General features: G+C 70.1%; 20 protein-coding genes. 6 read left to right on the top strand and 14 right to left on the bottom strand.

Features of this window, described 5'->3' with window-relative positions:
- Positions 1–39: 39 nt before the first annotated feature.
- Both gltX and DSX2_RS00765 read right to left on the bottom strand, forming a co-directional pair.
- A complete protein-coding gene (gene gltX / locus DSX2_RS00770; RefSeq protein ID WP_020879112.1) occupies positions 40–1431 on the bottom strand; it encodes a glutamate--tRNA ligase in 1392 nt (463 codons plus the stop codon).
- A 68-nt stretch (positions 1432–1499) separates the two neighbouring features.
- Positions 1500–1721, bottom strand: coding sequence for a NifU family protein (locus DSX2_RS00765; RefSeq protein WP_020879111.1), 222 nt, complete (start codon positions 1719–1721; stop codon positions 1500–1502).
- A 458-nt stretch (positions 1722–2179) separates the two neighbouring features.
- On the opposite strand from DSX2_RS00765, the gene DSX2_RS00760 reads away from it, so the two are divergent.
- The 4 genes from DSX2_RS00760 (at position 2180) to DSX2_RS00745 (ending at position 7526) form a co-directional block, all read left to right on the top strand.
- Positions 2180–2683 carry a Spy/CpxP family protein refolding chaperone gene (locus tag DSX2_RS00760; RefSeq protein ID WP_020879110.1) on the top strand — a complete coding sequence of 168 codons (504 nt, stop codon included), beginning with the start codon at positions 2180–2182 and terminating at the stop codon, positions 2681–2683.
- Positions 2684–2839: 156 nt separating this feature from the next.
- Complete coding sequence (locus DSX2_RS00755; protein WP_020879109.1) at positions 2840–4741, top strand: nitrogen regulation protein NR(II); 1902 nt, start codon at positions 2840–2842, stop codon at positions 4739–4741.
- Positions 4734–6197, top strand: coding sequence for a sigma-54 dependent transcriptional regulator (locus DSX2_RS00750; RefSeq protein ID WP_020879108.1), 1464 nt, complete (start codon positions 4734–4736; stop codon positions 6195–6197). Before DSX2_RS00755 ends, DSX2_RS00750 begins: the two co-directional genes overlap by 8 nt.
- A 147-nt stretch (positions 6198–6344) precedes the next feature.
- Positions 6345–7526 carry a PLP-dependent aminotransferase family protein gene (locus DSX2_RS00745; RefSeq protein WP_020879107.1) on the top strand — a complete coding sequence of 394 codons (1182 nt, stop codon included), beginning with the start codon at positions 6345–6347 and terminating at the stop codon, positions 7524–7526.
- Between the two features lie 188 nt (positions 7527–7714).
- Here the strand turns inward: DSX2_RS00745 and DSX2_RS00740 are convergent, their stop codons facing one another.
- The 11 genes from DSX2_RS00740 to DSX2_RS00690 all read right to left on the bottom strand — a co-directional run bounded on the left by DSX2_RS00740 (position 7715) and on the right by DSX2_RS00690 (position 17162).
- The gene (locus DSX2_RS00740; RefSeq protein ID WP_020879106.1) at positions 7715–8935 is read right to left on the bottom strand and encodes an arabinose transporter; all 1221 of its coding nucleotides are present in this window, start codon (positions 8933–8935) and stop codon (positions 7715–7717) included.
- A 41-nt stretch (positions 8936–8976) separates the two neighbouring features.
- Positions 8977–9576 (bottom strand): methionine biosynthesis protein MetW, encoded by a 600-nt coding sequence (gene metW / locus DSX2_RS00735; RefSeq protein WP_020879105.1) that lies wholly within the window; start codon positions 9574–9576, stop codon positions 8977–8979.
- Positions 9566–10762 carry a homoserine O-acetyltransferase gene (locus DSX2_RS00730; protein WP_020879104.1) on the bottom strand — a complete coding sequence of 399 codons (1197 nt, stop codon included), beginning with the start codon at positions 10760–10762 and terminating at the stop codon, positions 9566–9568. The genes metW and DSX2_RS00730 overlap by 11 nt, the downstream gene beginning before the upstream one ends.
- A 63-nt stretch (positions 10763–10825) precedes the next feature.
- Positions 10826–11182 (bottom strand): ferredoxin-thioredoxin reductase catalytic domain-containing protein, encoded by a 357-nt coding sequence (locus DSX2_RS00725; RefSeq protein ID WP_020879103.1) that lies wholly within the window; start codon positions 11180–11182, stop codon positions 10826–10828.
- Between the two features lie 21 nt (positions 11183–11203).
- Positions 11204–11458, bottom strand: coding sequence for a glutaredoxin family protein (locus DSX2_RS00720; protein WP_020879102.1), 255 nt, complete (start codon positions 11456–11458; stop codon positions 11204–11206).
- A 97-nt stretch (positions 11459–11555) separates the two neighbouring features.
- Positions 11556–12452: an amino acid ABC transporter permease gene (locus DSX2_RS00715; protein WP_020879101.1), complete on the bottom strand. Its 897-nt coding sequence runs from the start codon at positions 12450–12452 to the stop codon at positions 11556–11558.
- A gap of 80 nt (positions 12453–12532) precedes the next feature.
- Entirely contained in the window at positions 12533–13399 is an 867-nt protein-coding gene (locus DSX2_RS00710) for a transporter substrate-binding domain-containing protein (RefSeq protein WP_020879100.1), read from the bottom strand.
- 102 nt (positions 13400–13501) lie between these two features.
- Positions 13502–14227: an amino acid ABC transporter ATP-binding protein gene (locus DSX2_RS00705; protein WP_035039980.1), complete on the bottom strand. Its 726-nt coding sequence runs from the start codon at positions 14225–14227 to the stop codon at positions 13502–13504.
- A gap of 88 nt (positions 14228–14315) precedes the next feature.
- Complete coding sequence (locus DSX2_RS00700; RefSeq protein WP_020879098.1) at positions 14316–15137, bottom strand: amino acid ABC transporter permease; 822 nt, start codon at positions 15135–15137, stop codon at positions 14316–14318.
- Positions 15138–15528: 391 nt separating this feature from the next.
- The gene (gene tmk, locus DSX2_RS00695) at positions 15529–16164 is read right to left on the bottom strand and encodes a dTMP kinase (RefSeq protein ID WP_020879096.1); all 636 of its coding nucleotides are present in this window, start codon (positions 16162–16164) and stop codon (positions 15529–15531) included.
- Positions 16140–17162 (bottom strand): 3'-5' exoribonuclease YhaM family protein, encoded by a 1023-nt coding sequence (locus tag DSX2_RS00690; protein ID WP_020879095.1) that lies wholly within the window; start codon positions 17160–17162, stop codon positions 16140–16142. The genes tmk and DSX2_RS00690 overlap by 25 nt, the downstream gene beginning before the upstream one ends.
- 227 nt (positions 17163–17389) lie before the next feature.
- Here DSX2_RS00690 and surE point away from each other — a divergent pair, with 227 nt between their 5' ends.
- On the top strand, positions 17390–18154 hold the full coding sequence (gene surE, locus DSX2_RS00685; RefSeq protein WP_020879094.1) for a 5'/3'-nucleotidase SurE: 765 nt from the start codon (positions 17390–17392) through the stop codon (positions 18152–18154).
- 14 nt (positions 18155–18168) lie between these two features.
- Positions 18169–18774 (top strand): OmpH family outer membrane protein, encoded by a 606-nt coding sequence (locus DSX2_RS00680; RefSeq protein ID WP_020879093.1) that lies wholly within the window; start codon positions 18169–18171, stop codon positions 18772–18774.
- 391 nt (positions 18775–19165) lie between these two features.
- On the opposite strand, the gene rpmB is transcribed toward DSX2_RS00680, so the two are convergent.
- Positions 19166–19375, bottom strand: a complete 210-nt coding sequence (gene rpmB, locus DSX2_RS00675) for a 50S ribosomal protein L28 (protein WP_020879092.1) — start codon at positions 19373–19375, stop codon at positions 19166–19168.
- Positions 19376–19536 lie beyond the last annotated feature (161 nt).

The following is a 19536-nucleotide window of genomic DNA, read 5'->3' as shown; positions in this document are numbered from 1 at the left end:
GCGCCCCGCCCCCTTCGGCGTGGGAATCCTTGGGAAAGGCTAAAGCGCGAGGGCGCGCTCGATGCGGGCCAGGGTCCGCCCGCGGCCGAGCGCGGAAAGGGTCTGGTGCAGGCCGGGGCTCCTGGTGGAGCCGGTCACGGCCACGCGCAGCGGCTGGGCGATGACCTTGAAGCTCGCGCCCGAGGACTCGACGTAGGCGGCCAGCGCGGCCTCCACGGTGGCCTCCTCGAAGTCCGGAAGGTCCTTCAGGATGTCGCGGATGGCCCTCACGTGCTCCTTGGCCTCCGGGGTCAGGAACTTGGCCGCCGCGGCCTGGTCGTAGGCCAGGGCCTCGTCGGGCGTGAAGAAGAAGGCGGAGTTCTCCACGAACTCGACCAGGGTCTTGGCCCGCGGCTGATAGTGCGGCACGACCTTCAGGAGGTAGTCGCGCTCGGGCGCGGCCATGCCCTGCGCCTCGTAGAACGGGGGCAGCAGGTCGGCCAGCCGCTCGGGGCTCGACTCCTTGATGTAGTGGGCGTTCAGCCACAAAAGCTTGTCCATGTCGAAGACCGCGGCCGAGGTGCCCAGGTTGTCCACGGTGAAGAGCTTCACCAGCTCCTCGCGCGAGAAGATCTCCTGGTCGCCCGAGGACCAGCCGAGCCGGGCCAGGTAGTTGACCATGGCCTCGGGCAGGATGCCCTGGTGGTGGTACTCGAAGACCGAGGTGGCGCCGTGGCGCTTGGAGAGCTTCTTCTTGTCCGGGCCGAGGATCATGGGCACGTGGCCGAAGCGCGGCACGGGCAGCCCCAGCGCCTTGTAGATGAGGATCTGGCGCGGGGTGTTGGAGACGTGGTCCTCGCCGCGCAGGACGTGGGTCACGCCCATCTCGGCGTCGTCCACGACCACGGCCAGGTTGTAGGTCGGCGAGCCGTCCGAGCGCCGGAGGATCAGGTCGTCCATCTCCTCGTTGGCGATGCTGATGTAGCCCTTGACCATGTCCTCGTAGGAGGTGGCGCCGTCGAGCGGGGCCTTCAGGCGCACCACGCGGCCGGGCCCGGGGCCGAGGCCGCGCTCGCGGCAGCGGCCGTCGTACTTGGGCTTCCTGCCCTCGGCCCGGGCGCGCTCGCGCATGGCCTCGACCTCGTCGGGCGTGCACTCGCACCAGTAGGCCTTGCCTTCGGCCAGGAGCCGGTCCACGGCGGCGTTGTGCCGTTCCTCGCGGCTCGACTGGTAGCAGATCTCGCCGTCCCACTCGAGGCCGAGCCAGGACATGCCGTCCAGGATGGCCCGGGTGGCCTCGGGCGTGGAGCGCTCGCGGTCCGTGTCCTCGATGCGCAAAAGGAACCTGCCGCCCTCGTGGCGGGCCAGGAGCCAGGAAAAGATCGCGGTGCGCGCGCCGCCCACGTGGAGATAGCCGGTGGGGCTCGGCGCGAATCTGGTGACGATGCTCATGGTGCGTCCTTAAGGAAAAAAACTGGAAAGAACCACGGGGCCCGGACGTCTCCGGGGCCTCCGCCGCCTCAGACGGCCTCGACGCGCGTGACTTCCGGCACTTCCTTGAGCACCATCTTCTCCACGGCGTTCTTGAGAGTCTTCTGGGACATGGGGCAGCCCTTGCAGGCGCCGGTAAGGCGCACCTGGACCACGCCCTCGGGCGTCACGCCGACCAGCTCGATGTCTCCGCCGTCGTTCTGCAGAAACGGCCGGACCTTGGCCAGTGCGGCCTCCACCTTCTCGCGCATGGCGAACCTCTCTGAATGACGATCGATCCCATTTCCGCAGGCCGCTCGAAACACATCGGGTGCGCGGCACGAGGAAAGTTCACGTCCGGCGCGCATTCTCAAGATGCGCGGGGGGTTGCACTTTCCGCGGCAGCGCGGCGGATGGCGCTTTTTCAGCGGCCTGCTCCATCCTTGGGCTGGCGGATGGGTAGCCCCTCGGCCCGGCGATGTCAACGCGCCCGGCCGCGCCTGCCGTTCCCCGCCGGGAACGCGCGAAAAGTGCAGCCCGGCCGCTTCATGTGCAGAAGGATGTGCAAGGACGTGCAGACATCTTGTGCATCTGCTTGCACAAAAACGGCCTGCAAATCCCTCCGACAAAACTCCAGTACGCAGCAATCGTTGAATATTCACGTTTGGCACGAGTCATGCCTAAGAAAAGGCACTAACGAACGCACATGCAACCGATAGGAGGCATCATCATGAAGCGTACATTGACCATCCTCGCCGTCACCGCCCTGCTGGTCGGCCTCGTCGGCGCCTCTGCCTTCGCCCGCGGCCCGGGCTACGGCTACGGCTCCGGCGCCTACACCGCCCTGTCCCCCGAGCAGCAGCAGACTTTCGACAAGCTCATGAAGGAGCACCAGGAAAAGATGTTCAACCTGGGCCAGGACTACTGGGCCAAGCAGACCGAGCTGGACTCCCTGCGCGGCACGGACAGCAAGCGCATCCCGGCCCTCGTGGGCGAGATGAAGGACCTGCGCGTGAAGATGCACCAGGAGCGTGAGAGCTTCCGCGACAAGCTCGACGCCGCGGGCATCGACGTCGGCCCCGGTTCCGGCGGCGGCTACGGCATGGGTCCCGGCTACGGCATGGGCCCCGGCATGATGGGCGGCTACGGCCACGGCCACGGCATGGGCCCCGGCATGATGGGTCCCGGCTACGACAACGGCTACGGCTACGGCTGCCCCGGCCGCGGCTGGTAACACCCGACCGGACGACAACGTTCACTGCCTTACGCCTCGACTCCACTCCTGATGCCACACACCCTGCCGGACCCGGCGACCACAACGCCGGGTCCGGCCCCCTCCGGGGGCCCCCTCTCTAGCCAAGAGCCGCGAAATCGCGCTAGGTAGCCCCGCATGGACATCACCACGCAGCCCGCGACCAAGAGCGTCACCTTCATGACCGTGCTGGGCGTCGTGGTCGTCACCGCGAGCCTGATCTACATGGCCTGGGCAGGCGTCCTGCGCCAGCGGGACCTGCTCGACCGCCACCTGACCCTGACCGCGGGCGTGGTGGCCCGCGGCGTGGAGGCGCAGCTCATGCACCGCCTGCGCCCGCTCATGGGCCGGGGCATGGGGCAAGGCATGATGGGCGGCGGCATGATGGGGCAGGGAATGATGGGCGGCGGCATGGACCGTCATGCCTTCGAGCCCGGCGAGGTCCCCGCGCCGCAGAACGGTCCCCAGGCGGAGCAACCCGGAGCGCGCGGCCGCGGTCCGGGCCGGGGCCGGGGCTTCGGCTCCCTGGCGGGCGAGCTCTTCCGCGAGACCGTGCAGGGCAGCGACGTGCGCTATCTGGCCCTGGTGGGGCCGGACGGCCGCTACCTCGCCTCGTTCAAGGACCCGGCCTCGGGCCCGCTGCCCGAACTGCCGCCAAAGGCGCTGGAGGCCATGCGCCAGGGACGCACCTGGCACGGCTTCATCGAGGCCGACGGCAAGCGCGTCTTCTTCCTGCTCGACCACGCCGCTCCGCCCCTGGCCGCGCTCTGCGACTCCCCGGGCGAGACCTCCTGCGAGCTGCCCGCCCAGGGCCCGGGCGGCGCCTCGTACCTGGTGCTCGGCCTGGGCGTCGACGAATACCTGAAGATCTACGCCGAGGACATGCGCGCGGCCATGTACCAGACCGGCTTCATCCTCTGCGCCGCGACGCTCTTCCTCTACCTGGCCAACGCCTACGCCAGGCGGCGCGAGACCGGCCACCAGCTGGCCGTGCTCGAGCGCTTCAACTCCCGCCTCCTGGACACCATGCCCGACGGCCTGCTCTCCGTGGACGCCGAGGGCCGCGTGAGCGCGGTCAACGCGGCCGCGGGCAGGCTCCTCGCCGGCGAGGCGCAGGGCGAGGGAGCTCCCGGCGACGGGACGGGCACCGCCGACGCCCTGGTCGGCCGCCCCCTGGCCGAAGTCCTGCCCGCCGCGGTGCCGGGAGACGGCGTGCTGGCGGCGGAGGCCGCGGGCCACAGGCTCGAGATCATCATGCGCTCGCTCGGCGAGGGGCAGGGACGGATCGTGCTCCTGCGCGACCGCACCGAGGCCCTGGCCCTGGAGGAGCGGCTGCGCCAGGCCGAGAAGCTGGCGGCCGTGGGCCGCATGGCCGCGGCCGTGGCCCACGAGGTGCGCAACCCCCTCTCGAGCCTGCGCGGCTTCGCCCAGTTCTTCACCAAGCGGCTGGCAGGCACCAAGCCGGACGAGGACTACGCCGCGACCATGGTGCGCGAGGCCGACCGGCTGAACAAGGTCATCACCGACCTGCTCTACCTCGCCCGCCCCCGCGCCCAGGCCCTGGAGGCCGTGGCCGTGCGGCCCGTCACCGAGGACGTGGCGCGGCTGCTCAAGTTCGACCTCGAGGAGCGCGGCGCGCGCCTCGACCTCGCGCTCGACGGCCAGGCCGTGCTCGGCGATGCGGACGGGCTGAAGCAGATCCTCCTGAACCTTCTGCTGAACGCCCTGGCCGCGCTGCCCCAGGGCGAGGCGCAGGGCGGCCCCGAGTCCGGGAACGGCGGCCTCGTGAGCGTCAGCGCGGCCCAGGCCGAGGGCGGCATGGTCCGCCTGAGCGTTTCGGACAACGGCTCCGGCATGGACGAGGAGCAGCGCGAGAGGGCGCTGGAACCGTTCTTCACCACGCGGGCCGGCGGCACCGGTCTCGGCCTGTCCATCGTGCAGGGCATCGTGGAGTCCTGGGGCGGCAGCGTCGAGCTGGACAGCGCGCCGGGCAGGGGCACCACGGTCCACTGCCTGCTCAAGGAGGCCCCCCATGTCTGAGACGCGCAGCGTGCTGGTCATCGACGACGAGCCGAGCCACCGCATGATGCTGCGCGCGGTGCTCGAGGACCGCGGCTGGCAGGTCGACGAGGCCTCGGGCGGCCGCGAGGGGCTCGCCCGGCTCGCCGAGTCCGAGCCGGACGTGGTGCTCCTGGACATGCGCATGCCGGACATGGACGGCTCGACCGTGCTGCACGAGATCACGGTCGAATGGCCCGGGCTGCCGGTGATCATGCTGACCGCCTTCGGCTCCGTGGGCGCGGCCGTGGAGGCCATGAAGCACGGGGCCTACGACTATCTGACCAAGCCCGCGGACAACGAGGAGCTGGCCGCGGTGCTCGACAAGGCCTTCGAGTACGCGCGGCTGTTGCGCGAGAACGCCGCCCTGCGCGCCGGGCTCGCGCGCGGCCCCGAGCTCATCGGCCAGGCACCGGGCATGGAGCGGCTGCGCCAGGTCATCGCCCAGGTCGGCCCCTCCGAGGCCACGGTGCTCATCCTGGGCGAATCCGGCACGGGCAAGGAGCTGGTGGCCGAGCTGCTGCACGCGGCCAGCCACCGCGCCAAGGGGCCGCTGGTCAAGGTCAACTGCGCGGCCCTGCCCGGCGACCTGCTGGAATCCGAACTCTTCGGCTACGTGCGCGGCGCCTTCACCGGCGCGGTGCGCGACAAGCCCGGCCGCTTCCAGCTGGCCGAGGGCGGCACGCTCTTCCTGGACGAGGTGGGCGAGCTTCCCCTGCCGCTGCAGGCCAAGCTCCTGCGCGCCCTGCAGGAGCGCGTGGTCGAGCCGCTGGGCGGCGTGCGCGGCGTGGCCGTGGACGTGCGCATCCTGGCGGCCACCAACCGCGACCTCAAGGCCGAGGCCGAGGCCGGGCGCTTCCGCGAGGACCTCTACTACCGCCTGGCCGTGCTCGAGATCACCATTCCCCCCCTGCGCGAGCGCGCCGAGGACATCCCCCTGCTCGCCGCCCACCTGCTGCGCAAGCTGGGCGAGAAGAACCGCAAGCAGGTGCGCGACCCGTCCCCCTCCTTCCTGGACGCCCTGCGCGCCTGGAGCTGGCCGGGCAACGTGCGCGAGCTCGAGAACGTGCTCGAGCGCGCCCTGATCCTGGCCCGCTCCGACACCCTGACGCCCGACCTCCTGCCCCCGCAGCTGGTGCGCGCCTGGGGCGGGTCAGCCCCGGAAGGGGCATTCCCTGGCGGAGCATCCCCCCTCGGCGCGGCTCCCGGCGCCGTTCCCGGCCCCACGGCGGGCAGCATGGCGGGCACTGCGGCCGGAGAGGTGGACGACGTCTCCGCCCCCGCCGCCCACCCCTCGCTGGACGACGCCGAGCGAGAGGCCATCGCCCGCGCCCTGGCGGCGCACGGCGGCCACCGCGAGAAGACGGCCGAGGCCCTGGGCATCAGCCGCCGCACGCTGCAGTACAAGCTCAAGAAGTACGGCCTGACGCGCCGCTGACCATCCGCCTCGCCCCTTTGGCCGGGCCCTGCACCGCGCCCCGAAAACCGCGCCAGCAAAGGCGTCATGGTGACAATACTTGTGTTGCCTTTCCCCCGGCCCGGGTGCAGAGTTTTGTGCACCTAAAAGCGCAGGAGGCAGCGAATCATGCGTCTTTCCCGCCGCATGGCCAACGTTCATCGGTCCTACATCCGCGAGATCCTGAAGGTCACCCAGCGTCCGGAGATCATCTCCTTCGCCGGCGGTCTGCCGAGCCCGGACCACTTCCCGGTCGCGGGCTTCTCCGACGCGGCCGCGGCCGTTCTCGCCGAGGAGGGGCCGCAGGCCCTGCAGTACTCCACCACCGAAGGCTTCCTGCCGCTGCGGCAGTTCATCTCGGACCGCTACAAAACCAAGTGGGGCCTGGACATCCCGGCCGACGAGATCCTCGTCACCACCGGCTCGCAGCAGGGGCTCGACCTCGTGGCCAAGGTCCTGCTCGACGAGGGCGACACCGTGCTCATCGAGCGGCCCGGCTATCTCGGGGCCATCCAGTGCTTCTCGCTCTTCGGCGTCAACTTCAGCACCGTGGACCTGACCCCCTCGGGCCCGGACCTGGAGCAGCTCGCCCTGCGCCTGGAGGAGGGCGCGCGGCTCTTCTACGCCGTGCCCACCTTCCAGAACCCGGCCAGCACCGCCTGGGACCTGACCACGCGCCAGGAGACGGCGCGCCTCCTGGCCGCCAACCACGCCGTGTTCCTCGAGGACAACCCCTACGGCGAGCTGCGCTTCATGGGCCAGGACATGCCGCCCGTGCGCGCCTACCTGGACGACGAGCGCGCCGTGCTCATGGGCTCCTTCTCCAAGATCGCCTCGCCCGGCCTGCGCCTGGGCTGGGTCGCGGCCAAGCCCGGGCTCATGCACCATCTGGTCACGGCCAAGCAGGCCTCGGACCTGCACACCTCCACCCTGACCCAGCGCATCCTGGCCCGCTTCCTCGCGGACAACGACCTGGACGCGCACATCGAGGTCATCCGCCGCGAGTACAAGGCGCGGCGCGACTGCATGGTGGACGCCATCCGCGAGCACTTCCCGGCGGAGGTGCAGGCCAGCTCGCCCGAAGGCGGCATGTTCCTGTGGTGCGAGCTGCCCGCTGACGTCTCCTCGGTGGCTGTCTTCGACAAGGCCATCGCCTGCAACGTGGCCTTCGTGCCGGGCAAGCCCTTCTACGTGGACGGCACGGACAACGGCTTCCGCCTGAACTTCTCCAACTCCACGCCCGAGCGCATCGCCGAGGGCATCAAGCGGCTGGGCCGCTGCCTCAAGGAAGCCCTGGTCCCAGGGCGCTGAAAAAGCGCCATCTGCTGCGTTGCCGTGAAAAGTTCAAGCCCTCGCGTATGTGAAATACGCGAGGGCTTGCACTTTTCTTGCGCCTTGCATCCGGCGCTTTTTGAGCGCCCTGGGGAACGAAGTGAAGCCGACGGCGGGTTTCCTGCGTCGGCCTTTTTTTGTCCGTGACCCGCCACGGCGCGCGGCGGTCAGGCCCGCGCGCGGCGCAGCATGGGCAGGACCATCAGGAAGCCCGCCACGGCGCAGAGCGCGCCGGTCAGGAAGACCGAGCCGTAGCCCATGACCTCGGCGATGGCCCCGGTGACCGGGCCGGTCACGCCGTAGGCCACGTCCTGGAAGGCCGCGAAGGCGCCCATGGCCGTGCCCCGCGCCTCGGGCGGGGTCAGGCGCACGGCCTCGAGCCCGAGCGAGGGATAGACGAGCGAGCAGCCGAAGCCCGTGAGCGCGGCGCCGAGCAGGGCCACGGGCTCGCCGGGCGCGGCGAAGAGCAGGAACTGGCCCGCGCACTCCACGACGAAGGAGGCCAGGGCCACGCGCGGCCCGCCCAGGCGGTCCGGCAGGTGGCCGAAGAGGAGCCGCGCGCAGACGAAGGACAGGCCGAAGGCCGTGAGCGCGAGCCCGGCCCGGGCCCAGCCCATGCTCCCGAAATAGAGCGAGACGAAGGCCCCGATGCCCGCGAAGCCCACGCCCTGCAGCCCGAGCGCCACGCCCGGCCGCCAGATGAAGCCGACGATGCGCAGGAACGGCCAGCGCCGCCCGGCAACCGGGGCGACGGGGGGAATGGAGCGGCAGAGCAGGAGGCTCGCCAGGGGCAGCGCGGTGATGGCCAGGGCCGTGCCCGCGAAGCCCAGGGAACGGAAGAGCGCCATGCCCACGGGCGCGCCCGCGGCCAGGGCGCCGTACACGGCCACCCCGGCCCAGGCGAAGACCCGGCCCGCGCTCTGCGGCGCGCACAGGCCGAGCCCCCAGGTGACCATGCCCGTGAGCACGAGGCTCTCGCCCACGCCGAGGCAGAGGCGTCCGAGCAGCAGCACGCCGAGCTTCGCCACGGGATGGACCGGGGCCAGGGCAGCGGCCAGGTAGAAGGCCCCGGCCGCGGCGCAGAAGAGCAGCCCCTTGCGCAGGGCCACGTGCGGCCCCGCGCGGTCCGAGACCGCGCCCGCGTACTTGCGCGTGCCGACCGTGGCGAAGAACTGGCAGCCCACGGCCACGCCGACCAGGATGTCGCCGAAGCCCAAGCTGTGGCGCACGAAGAGCGGGATGACCGGCAGGGGCACGCCCACCGTGAGATAGCAGACGAAGACCGCCAGACAGAGGAGCAGCAGGCGGCCGGTGGCCGCGCCCTCCCCGTCCGGGAGCCTGCCCGGCGTGGGCGGCTGCGGTGCGGTCTGCCCGGGTGCGTGCGGCATGGCGTGCTCCCCCGGTCGGCCGGGCGCCGGGGACGCGGGCCTCAGGCCCGGGCCAGCATGTACACGCCGTAGGAGGCGCGCAGGTTGGGCAGGAAGGTGACCACGCGGCCGGTCTCCTCGTGGTGGTGGGTGGTGATGGTCAGCTCCCGGTCCACGAAGAAGCCCTTCTTGCGGCAGAAGCGGCGAAAATCCTTGATGGGGATGACCCGGATGTTGGGCGTGTCGTACCACTCGAAGGGCAGCTCGCGCGAGACCGGGGCGCGGCCGAGCAGGAGGAACATGAGCCGGTTGTACCAGACCGCGAAGTTGGGGAAGCTGACGATGCCCCGCCGCCCCACGCGCAGCATCTCGCCGATGAGCCGGGCGGGCTCGTAGACCTGCTGCAGGGTCTGGGAGAGGATGACGTAGTCGAAGCTCCTGTCCGGGTAGTCCTCGATCTCCTCGAAGATGTCGCCGTGGATCACGGAGAGCCCCTTGGCGATGGCCGCCGAGGCCTTCTCCTCGTCGCGCTCCACGCCCGTGCCGCGCACGCCGCGCTCGCGCACCAGGTGCTCGAGCAGCGTGCCCGTGCCGCAGCCCAGGTCCAGCACCCGCGCGCCGGGCTCGACCCAGCTCGCGATGACGCTAAGGTCAAAGCGCACCGGTCCCTCCCCGCACGCGGGCCAGCGTGCTCGCAAGAAAGCCCGTCAGGAACTCGTTGAGCCTCGGGCTCGGCAGCAGGAAGGCGTCGTGGCCCAGGTCCGCGGCCACCTCGCAGAAGCTGACCTCGAGCCCGTTCTTCTTCATGGCCTGGACCATGGCCTTGGACTGGTAGGTCGGATAGAGCCAGTCCGAGGTGAAGGAGGCCACGAGATAGCGGCATTTGGCGCGCGAGAAGGCCGTGACCAGCGAGCCCTCGCCCCAGCCGCGGCCCAGGCTGAAGTAGTCCGCCGCCTTGGTCAGGTAGAGGAAGGAGTTGGCGTCGAAGCGCTCCACGAACTTCTTCCCCTGGTGGCGCAGGTAGCTCTCGACCTGGAACTCGGGGACCTCGGGCGCGAAGGAGTAGCTCAGCTCGCAGCGGTCCTGGAGGTTGCGGCCGAACTTGCGGCGCATGGCCGCGTCCGAAAGATAGGTCACGTGGCCGATCATGCGCGCCACGGCCAGGCCGTAGTCCGGGAAGGCGCCGCCGTAGTAGGCGCCGTTCTGCCAGTCGGGATCGGCCATGATGGCCTGGCGGGCCACCTCGTTGAAGGCGATGGCCAGGGCCGAGTGCTCCGTGGTCGTGGCCAGGGGCACGGCCGAGGCCACCATCTCCGGGAAGCGCACGGACCATTCGAGGACCTGCATGCCGCCCACCGAGCCGCCGACCACGGAGAGCAGCCGCGTGACGCCGAGGTGGTCGAGCAAAAGCTTCTGGGCGCAGACCATGTCGCCGATGGTCACCACCGGGAAGTCCATGCCCCAGAACTCGTCCGAGCCGGGGCGCGGCGAGGCCGGGCCCGAGGAGCCCATGCAGCCGCCGATGACGTTGGAGCAGATGACGAAATACTTGGTGGTGTCGATGGGCTTGCCCGGCCCGATCATGATGTCCCACCAGCCGGGCTTGGCGTCGTCCGCGGCATACAGGCCCGCCGCGTGGGAGTCGCCGGTCAGGGCGTGGCAGACGAGCACGGCGTTGTCGCCCCCGGGGGCGAGCTCGCCGTAGGTCTCGTAGGCCAGGGTGAAGGGGCCGAACTCGCGGCCGCACTGCAGGCGCAGGGCGTGGGGCGGCTCGCCCAGGGTCACGAAACGCTTCGTGACCACGCCCACGGAAGCGCCCGTGGTGGATGTGGCGTCGTATTCGCTCATGGCGTGGATCGTGCTCCCGTCCGCGGCCGCGTCACGGGAGCGGGGCGCGGACGGGGGACGGCTCTAGGAGCCCATGGAGGCCTCGAGCGCCTCCAGGAGCTTCTCGGGAGGACGGCGCTCGGGCACGGTTTTGCGCTCGATGCCGCCGTCCTGGTATTCCTTGGAGACGTAGAGGGCGCAGAAGCAGGCGCCGTATTCCTCGACATCGGGCGCGCGGTAGACGCAGGGACAGATGACGTCCTTGTCCTTCTCGTACACGCCCGAGGCCAGGCGGCAGGGACAGGCCATGTAGCCGTAGCGTTCCTTGTTCACCAGGAGGCTCTCGAGGAGCGGCATGGTGTAGGTCTCGTCGGCGTTGAAGAGGTAGCCCTGCTTCTCCTGCAAGGGAGCCAGCTTGTCGCGCAGTTCCTTCGCGGTCATGAACGCCCTCCCTGGATGCGCCTAGATGCCCAGGACGGTCTTGAGCTCGGACTCGTTGAAGCCGACCACGACTTTGTCGCCCACGAGGATGGTGGGAAACGACAGGGAGGCGTTGTGCTTCTTGATCTCGGCGATGGTCTGGGTGCGCTCGTCGCCGGTCAGGCGGTCCACGTAGGTCAGGTCGTAGGCGTAGCCGTGGTCGTCCAGGAACCGTTTGGCCTTCTCGCAGTGGATGCAGGTGGAAAGGCCCCAGAACTTTATCTTGGTGCTCGGCATGCTGATCCTCGCGCTTGTTTGTTCGGACAACGATCCGATTGAAGATGGTACACCAGAGGGCCGGTGTCAACAGCTAAGGAACGGGGGCGCGGGCGCCTCAGGCCGCGGCGGCCCCGCGGCGCGCAAGGGCCGTCTCCACGCGGCGCGAGGCCCACGAAAGCCCCAGGCAGAGCACGAGGTAGACGCCGAGCACCGTGAGCCAGATCTCGTAGGTGCGATAGGTGGTGGCCATGATCTCCATGGCCTCGAAGGTCAGCTCGGGCACGGAGATGACCGAGACGATGGCCGAGTCCTTGACCGTGGAGATGAACTGCCCCGCCAGGGCCGGGACCACGCTGCGCAGGGCCTGGGGCAGGACGACCCGGCGCAGGCGCTGCCAGGGCGAGAGGCCGAGCGCGTAGGCCGCCTCCCATTGCCCCCGGGGCACGGACTCGATGCCCGCGCGCACGATCTCCGCGATGTAGGCGCCCTCGTAGAGCGCCAGGGTGAGCACGGCCGAGAGGAACGAGGCGAAGCGGTCCGGCGGCGCGGCGACCACGGAGAGCACCCCTGCCGCGCCCCGCGGCAGGGAGCGCATCAGCTCGTCCACGCCGAGCCAGGTCATGATCTGGTCGCCGATGAAGAAGTAGAAGAGGAAGACCAGGACCAGGGGCGGCAGGTTGCGCACGAGCTCCACGTAGCTCCTGGCCCACATGCGCCAGAAGAGCCTGCCCGTGGCCGAGGCGATGCCCGCGGCCGTGCCCGCGGCAAGGGCCAGGACCATGCTCCAGGCCGAGAGCCTGAGCGTGGCCAGAAGACCCTGCGTGAGCAGGTTCACGACCCAGCCCTTGTGCGGGTCGTAGCGCAGGAAGGAGTGCCAGACCACGCCCCAGTGCCACTGGTAGTCGAGCCCGCGCCCGAGCTGCCACAGGCCGAGCCCGGCGAGGGCCGCGAGCGCGGGCAGGAGCACGGCGTCGAGCCGTGCGGGGCGGACCGAGGATGCGGGAGGGGCCATGGGGTCTTGGGAATTTCTGGGGGATCGGCGCGGCTGTCCGGCCGCGCCGCCCGGACCCAGGGCCCGGGCGGCGCGCGCGGCTACTGCGGCAGCTGCTTGGCCCAGTCCCGGGTCTCGAACCAGTAGTGGAAGCGCTCCGTGAACCAGCCCTCGGCGTCCACGGCCCTGATCCACGAGTCGAGCACGTTCAGGGTGTCGGGGTCGCCCTTGCGCACGGCCATGGCATTGGGCTCGCGCGTGAAGGTGCCGGAGAACGGCAGGTAGAGCTTGTCCGGATGGGCCACGGCCTCGAAGGCGGGCTTGGGCGCCATGGAGGCGAAGGCCTGCGCCCGGCCGGAGAGCACCTCCTGCACGGCCTGCGGCTCCTCGGCGAAGAGCAGCAGCTTGGCCCTCGGCAGAATCTTCTCCACGGCCTTGGCCGCGGTGGTGCCCGCGCGCGCGGCGATGGTCACGTCGGGCGAGTCGAAGTCCGTGAGCTTGCTCTTGCCCGGCAGCTTCTCCTTGTTGGCCACGATGGACATGCCCGTGTAGTTGTAGGGGATGGTGAAGTTGACCTTCTTGGCGCGGTCGACGCGGATCGACATGCCGCCGATGATGACGTCGAACTTGCCGGTCAGGAGCGCCGGGATGATGCCGTCCCACTGCGTGGGCACGAGCTCGAGCTTGACGCCCAGGTCGGAAGCCAGGCGGCGGGCCACGTCGATCTCGAAGCCGATGTAGTTGCCGTCCTTGTCCTTCATGGCCCAGGGCTCGAAGGTGTCCATGCCCACGCGCAGCGTGCCGCGGCGCAGCACCTGCTCCATGGTGCTCTCGGCGGCCAGGTCCTGGCGCACGCTGGCGGCCGGGGCGGGCAGGGCCGAGGCGAGCCCCATGATCAAAACCAGGGCCAGGGCCAGAAGCGGGGCCCCGAGGCGGGAGAGGGGGGGAAACCGTTTGCCGGTGGTCATGAGGCTGTCTCCTTTGTCGGCGCCGTATGCCGATGATGCTGATGAGCCGATGATGCCGGGCGCGCCCGGCCGTCCGGAGCGCGCGTCAGTGTCTGTCCGTTCTCAGAGGATCTGGCTCAGGAACCTTCGCGTGCGCTCCTCGCGCGGGGCCAGGAAGAAGTCGGCCGCGGCCGCCTCCTCCACCACCCTGCCCTGGTCCATGAACACCACGCGGTCCCCGGCCTCGCGGGCGAAGCCCATCTCGTGCGTGACCACGACCATGGTCATGCCCTCGGCCGCGAGGCCGCGCATGACCTCGAGCACCTCGCCGATGACCTCCGGGTCCAGGGCCGAGGTGGCCTCGTCGAAGAGCATGACCCCGGGCCGCATGGCCAGGGCGCGGGCGATGGCCACGCGCTGCTGCTGGCCGCCCGAGAGATGCGCCGGGTAGGCGTCCACCTTGTCCGAGAGGCCCACGCGGGAAAGCAGCCCGCGCCCCTCCTCCGCGGCCTCGGCGCGGGACTTGCCGCGCACCAGGGTGGGGGCCAGGCAGACGTTCTCGAGCACGGTCATGTGCGGGAAGAGGTTGAACTGCTGGAAGACCATGCCCACCTCGGTGCGGATGCGGTCGCGGTTCTTCCGCGGTCCGGGAAGGCGCACGCCGTCCACCACCACCTCCCCCGCATCCGGCTCCTCGAGCCCGTTGATGCAGCGAAGCAGCGTGGACTTGCCCGAGCCCGAGGGGCCGATGACCACCACCACCTCGCCCTTGCGCACGCAGAGCGAGACGTCGTCCAGGGCCTTCACGCCGCTCGGAAAGGTCTTCACGAGCCCGCGCACGGCCACGATCTCGGCGCCCAGGGCCTTGGACCCGGGACAGGCGACGTCCGGACGGGACGGCTGGTTTTCCATGAGCAGGGTCATCCTCGCCGACTCCTCAGGCCGTCGCACGCAGCCGCCTCTCGAGCGTCCTCGAGGCGGCGGACAGGGTGAAGGTGACGGCCAGGTAGAGCGCGGCCGTGGTGAACCAGATCTCGAAGGTCATGAAGGTGTCCGAGACCACCTGCTGCGCCCGCAGGGTCAGCTCGAAGATGGAGATGGTGGAGAGCAGCGCCGAGTCCTTGACCAGGGAGACGGCCTGCCCGGTGAGCGGCGGCAGCACGCGGCGCAGGGCCTGGGGCAGGATCACGCGCGAATACGTCTGCAGCGTGGAGAGGCCCAGGCTGTGCGCGGCCTCCCACTGCCCGCGCGGCAGCGAGAGGATGCCGCCGCGCATGATCTCCGAGGCGTAGGCCCCCTCGAACAGGGCCAGGGCCAGCACCCCGGCCCAGAAACGGTCCATGTCCAGGAGCGGCGCGAGCACGAAGTAGACGACGAATATCTGGATGAGCAGCGGCGTGTTGCGGATCGTCTCCAGGTAGCCGCGGGCGACGACGCGGCCGGTGAAGGACGGGGAGAGCGCCAGGAGGCAGGAGCAGAGCCCCAGGGCGAAGGTCAGCGGCAGGGCCAGGGCCGAGACGGCGAGCGTGAGCCACAGCCCCTGCAGCAGAAGCCCGGCCGCGGGGCCGGAATCCGTGAAGTTCACGAGATAGCGGGGCACGGCGTACCACTGCCAGTGGTAGCCGAGGTTCTCCGAGCCGCGCAGGAAGAGCCAGACCAGGAGTCCTGCGAGGACGAGGAAGGCCGCGACGTCCGGCAGGCTGCCGGGGAGCCGGTGCGCGAGGCGCGATGTGCGGGGACGGGAGGGGCTGGAAATCATGACGGGGCGGGCCTGTTCACGCCCGGCCTGTCGCCGGGGCCCGAGGGCTCGGTGCAGTCCACGATGCGAAACGCCCTGCCGCCGTGGCGGGCGACGGTGCAGCCGATCCTGCGCATTGGACGATTCCTCCCGATGACGACTCTGGACGATGTGAACCGACGGCGACGAAGATGGTGCCGAGGCTAGCCCGGATGATGCCACAGGCGCGCGGCAGTGGCAAGGCGGCGGAAGAAAAGCGGAGATACCCCGGGTCAGGCGGGAAGGCCCGGCGGGCCGGGAATGACGTCGCCCGCCGGGACGGCCTCGCGGGCCGACCCCGGGCGGGCGGCTGGTGCGCATGGCGGGTGCGCAAGGAAGGGGGGACGGGGAGCGCCCGCCTGCCCTTCCCCGCCTACGCTTCCAGGAACATTTCCACGTGCTCGCGGATGTGGGCGAAGACCTCCTCCGGGGAGAGGGAGGCGTCCACCACCCGGAAGCGCTCGGCATGCAGCGCCGCCCAGGCCAGATAGCCCTCGCGCACGCGGTTGTGGAAGTCGATGTCCTCGGCCTCGAAGCGGCCCTCGGTGTTCTGCACGCCCTCGCGCAGGTTGCGGCCGAGCGCGCGGCGAAGCCCCGCCTCGGCGTCCATGTCGAGGAGGATGGTCAGGTCCGGCCAGAGCCCGGAGACCGCCACGTCGTTGAAGGTGTGCAGCAGGCGCGGGTCCAGGCCCCGGCCGTAGCCCTGGTAGACCACGGTGGAGTCCGCGAAGCGGTCGGAGAGCACGACCTTGCCCTCGTCGAGCGCGGGCCGGATGATCCGGGCCACGTGCTGGGCGCGGTCCGCGAGGTAGAGGAAGAGCTCGGCCTGCCCCGTGAGGTCGATGCTCTCCATGGACAGAAGGATGCGGCGCAGTTCGCCGCCCAGGCGGGAGCCGCCCGGCTCGCGCGTGGTCAGGACCTCCCGGCCCTTGGCCAAGAGCCACTCGCGCAGCAGAGAGATCTGGGTGGACTTGCCGGTGCCTTCTATGCCTTCAAAGGTAACAAACATTGCGTGGGTTCCTTGTTGTCGTTCTTGGACTGGGCCTTCGGCGTGGGCGCGGGCCGGTAGAGAAAGCGCTCGAGCGAGCGCACGTAGGGCGACCAGGAGCCGTCCGGGGCCTCGGCGTCGAAGGCCGACGCGAAGGTGCCGAGCTTGGAGTCCATCTGGTCGGCGAAGTGCAGCACCACGGCCTCGGCGGTCTTGGGCCGCTTGGGCGAGCCGTAGGCCAGCTCGCCGTGGTGCGCCAGGATCATGTGCTTCAGATGCAGCGCCAGCTCGGGCTCGAGCCTGGCCTTGCGCAGGAAGGGCTCGAGCTTCTCGACCCCGATCTGGATGTGGCCGAGCAGCCGCCCCTCGTCCGTGAAGTCCTGGGCCAGCCCTCCGGCGAGCTCCCAGGCCTTGCCCAGGTCGTGCAGGGCCGCGGCCACGAGCAGGACCTCGCCGTCGAGATGGGGATAGAGCGCGGCCGCCGCGTGGCAGATGCGGCACACGGCCAGGGTGTGTTCGAGCAGCCCGCCCTGGTAGGCGTGGTGGATGGACTTGGCGCCCGGCGCGGCCAGCAGGCGGGCGCGCACCTCGTCGTCGTTCAGGAGCAGGGAGCAGAGCCTGCGCCAGGGCTTGTGCGCGAGCCCCGCCTGCAGGAGATCCTCGAGCCGGCGCAGAAGCTCCTCGGGCGGCACGGCGCTCACGGGCAGGAGCGCGGCCAGCTCCGCGTGCTGCAGCTCCCCTTCCACGAGCTCGATCTCGCGCACCACGATCTGCGGCTTGTCGCGATACGTCTCCACGCTCCCCGCGACCCGGGCCACCTGTCCCCCGGCGAGCGGCGGGCAGGTCTGGGCCAGCGGGCTCCAGACCTTGGCCTCCACGCGGCCGCTGCGGTCGGAGAGCGTCAGGCTCCAGTAGGGACCGTTGCGCGACGTGGCCTGCTTGGCCTCCGCGATGACGAAGAGGTCGGCGACGTTCTGGCCCGGGGCCAGGTCCTGGACGAAGGCGGTCTTTTGGGTCATTCGCTTGCGAAACTCCGGCGGCTGCCCTAAGGGGTAGTATTTGCACGCGGGCGCGGGCAATGGTGAAGTGCCCCGAATGGGCGGCCCTTGTCAAATGCAGGCGACCCGGGTAAGCCGTGGCCCGATCGCGGTTGAAACGCGCCGGGTCGCGATTCCGGCAAACGATCGGGAAAATCCCGCGCGATCCCGCGCGAGGACCGCCCCGAGGACGACCCCGAGGATTATCGATGCGCATTCTTCTGACCAACGACGACGGCATCCAGGCCGTGGGCCTGCGCGCCCTGCACAAGGCGCTCGTCGCCGCCGGCCATGAGGTGGCCTGCGTGGCCCCCATCTCCGAGATGTCCGCAGTGGGACACGCCGTGACCCTGTCCATGCCGCTGCGCGTGAAGACTTTCAAGGAAAACGGCTTCCGCGGCTCCGGCGTCTCCGGCACGCCCGCGGACTGCGTGAAGCTCGGCCTCTCCTCCCTGTGCGAGGCGGCGCCCGACGTGGTCGTCTCCGGGATCAACGCCGGAGCCAACTGCGGGGTCGACATCCTCTACTCGGGCACGGTCTCCGCGGCCACCGAGGGAGCGCTCACCGGCATCCCGGCCCTGGCCGTCTCCTACGACAACTACAATCCCGACGACCTCGCCGCCCAGGCCGAATGGGCAGCGCGCTTCGTCTCGACCACGGACTGGAGCATCGTTCCGCGCGGCTGCGTGCTGAACCTGAACTTCCCGGCCTGCGCCGTCTCCGAGTCCAAGGGTCTCCGCATCTGCCGCCACACGCGCGCCGCCTACCGCGACTGGTACGAGCGTCGTACCGACCCGCGCGGACGCGAATATTTCTGGCTGGCCGGCGTCATCCCGCCGGAGCTGCTCTCGCCTGACACGGACCGGGCGCTGCTCAGCGACGGCCATATCACTTTAACCCCCCTGCGCTTCGACTTCACGGACTATGAAGTCATGGACGCCCTGAAGGCCGCGGCCGGGGAAAACGACGAATGAGGACGAAGAAGCTTATGAAGATGAAGACCCTGCTGACCGTCGCCCTGTGCCTGGCCCTGCTCGGCCTGGCCGCCTGCAAGGATTCGGGCAAGCCCCGCGTGGCCGTCGTCGATGCCGAGAAGGTGCTGACCGAGTGCCAGGCCGGCAAGAAGGGCATGGACATCCTGCGCGCCAAGAGCAACGAGCTGACCGACAAGCTCAAGAAGATGCAGTCCGACATGGGCGACGACAAGGCCAAGGACAAGCTGGACGTCTTCCAGCAGGCCCTGGGCCAGGCGCGCATGGAGATCAACCGCGAGCAGTCCCGGATCATGGGCATCCTGCAGTCCTCCTTCGAGAAGGCCGTGGAGGACTACCGCGCCAAGAACGGCCTGGACGTGATCCTGGTCAAGGACCAGGCCCTGGCCGTCTCTCCCGAGGCCGACGCGACCAAGGCCATCGTCGCCGCCATGGACGCCATGAACATCGACGTCACCCCCAAGGCCGAGCCCGAGACCAAGCCCGAGGCCGCCGCCCCGGCCGAGAAGGACCTGGGCGAGCAGCCCAAGGCCGCCGCTCCCGAGGCCGCCGCCCCGCAGAAGGCCCCCGAGGCCAAGCCCGAAGCGCCCGCCAAGCAGTAGGCGCAGCGGCTCGCAAGAGCATCCCCGGGCGGGGAGGGCTTCGGCCCTCCCCGCCTTTTTTTTGCGCCCTTTTCGACCGGGACGGGAAGACGGGAAAGGGAGGAAGGAGAAAAGGACGCATGGACGGCGCACACACGAGTCGCGCACGAGGCCGCAGGGGCCTGCGGCGCCGGTTCTGGAGGCATCGGGGTGCGCCGGGGGGATGTCAGAGAAGCTGGAAAAACGGGGGGAAGGGATGCGCCGTCAGACGCGCGCGAAAAAAGGCGCGGGGAGGAAAGAGTTCCTTTCCTCCCCGCCTTTTCGGCCCCTGGGGCCGAAGCGCCGCATGGGAAGCGGCGCGTGTACGGGAACGTGCACGGTCGGCCGGGCGGGCTCTGCCCGTCCGGGCCGCCTACTCGGCGGTGCTGACCGTGGGCTTGGTCACGAAGCCGGAACGGATGCAGGAGGTGCAGACGTTCCTGGTGCACACCTCGCCGCTCTCGAGCACGACCTTGACCTTCTGCAGGTTGGCGTTGAAGACGCGCTTGGTCTTGATGTTCGAGTGGGAAACGTTCTGCCCGGTCTGGCGCTTCTTGCCGCAGATGTAGCATTCCTTGCCCATGGCCCTGTCCTCCTGTATATCCGCGCCGTCGGCCTTGTGCGCGACGGCGGATGGTTCCCGAAAGTCTCCCGCGCCCCCGTTTGGGCGCGAAGACCAAGCTCCTTAGCTGCTCCGCTGAAAAATGGCAAGGCTTTTTTCTTGACAAGGACGACGGTTGCTCC

It is taken from the genome of Desulfovibrio sp. X2 (assembly GCF_000422205.1).
Lineage (GTDB): Bacteria > Desulfobacterota > Desulfovibrionia > Desulfovibrionales > Desulfovibrionaceae > Alkalidesulfovibrio.
This window is presented reverse-complemented; position numbering and strand designations above follow the sequence as displayed.

What these genes read in the sequence shown, in the direction of transcription:
- DSX2_RS00750 (WP_020879108.1), top strand. Translation starts at nt 4,734, where the DNA reads ATGTCTGAGACGCGCAGCGTGCTGGTCATCGACGACGAGCCGAGCCAC.
- surE (WP_020879094.1), top strand. Translation starts at nt 17,390, where the DNA reads ATGCGCATTCTTCTGACCAACGACGACGGCATCCAGGCCGTGGGCCTG.
- DSX2_RS00720 (WP_020879102.1), bottom strand. Translation starts at nt 11,458, where the DNA reads ATGCCGAGCACCAAGATAAAGTTCTGGGGCCTTTCCACCTGCATCCAC.
- DSX2_RS00730 (WP_020879104.1), bottom strand. Translation starts at nt 10,762, where the DNA reads ATGAGCGAATACGACGCCACATCCACCACGGGCGCTTCCGTGGGCGTG.
- DSX2_RS00680 (WP_020879093.1), top strand. Translation starts at nt 18,169, where the DNA reads ATGAAGATGAAGACCCTGCTGACCGTCGCCCTGTGCCTGGCCCTGCTC.
- DSX2_RS00710 (WP_020879100.1), bottom strand. Translation starts at nt 13,399, where the DNA reads ATGACCACCGGCAAACGGTTTCCCCCCCTCTCCCGCCTCGGGGCCCCG.
- DSX2_RS00690 (WP_020879095.1), bottom strand. Translation starts at nt 17,162, where the DNA reads ATGACCCAAAAGACCGCCTTCGTCCAGGACCTGGCCCCGGGCCAGAAC.
- rpmB (WP_020879092.1), bottom strand. Translation starts at nt 19,375, where the DNA reads ATGGGCAAGGAATGCTACATCTGCGGCAAGAAGCGCCAGACCGGGCAG.
- DSX2_RS00745 (WP_020879107.1), top strand. Translation starts at nt 6,345, where the DNA reads ATGCGTCTTTCCCGCCGCATGGCCAACGTTCATCGGTCCTACATCCGC.
- gltX (WP_020879112.1), bottom strand. Translation starts at nt 1,431, where the DNA reads ATGAGCATCGTCACCAGATTCGCGCCGAGCCCCACCGGCTATCTCCAC.
- DSX2_RS00725 (WP_020879103.1), bottom strand. Translation starts at nt 11,182, where the DNA reads ATGACCGCGAAGGAACTGCGCGACAAGCTGGCTCCCTTGCAGGAGAAG.
- DSX2_RS00765 (WP_020879111.1), bottom strand. Translation starts at nt 1,721, where the DNA reads ATGCGCGAGAAGGTGGAGGCCGCACTGGCCAAGGTCCGGCCGTTTCTG.
- DSX2_RS00755 (WP_020879109.1), top strand. Translation starts at nt 2,840, where the DNA reads ATGGACATCACCACGCAGCCCGCGACCAAGAGCGTCACCTTCATGACC.
- DSX2_RS00740 (WP_020879106.1), bottom strand. Translation starts at nt 8,935, where the DNA reads ATGCCGCACGCACCCGGGCAGACCGCACCGCAGCCGCCCACGCCGGGC.
- DSX2_RS00700 (WP_020879098.1), bottom strand. Translation starts at nt 15,137, where the DNA reads ATGATTTCCAGCCCCTCCCGTCCCCGCACATCGCGCCTCGCGCACCGG.
- tmk (WP_020879096.1), bottom strand. Translation starts at nt 16,164, where the DNA reads ATGTTTGTTACCTTTGAAGGCATAGAAGGCACCGGCAAGTCCACCCAG.
- DSX2_RS00715 (WP_020879101.1), bottom strand. Translation starts at nt 12,452, where the DNA reads ATGGCCCCTCCCGCATCCTCGGTCCGCCCCGCACGGCTCGACGCCGTG.
- DSX2_RS00760 (WP_020879110.1), top strand. Translation starts at nt 2,180, where the DNA reads ATGAAGCGTACATTGACCATCCTCGCCGTCACCGCCCTGCTGGTCGGC.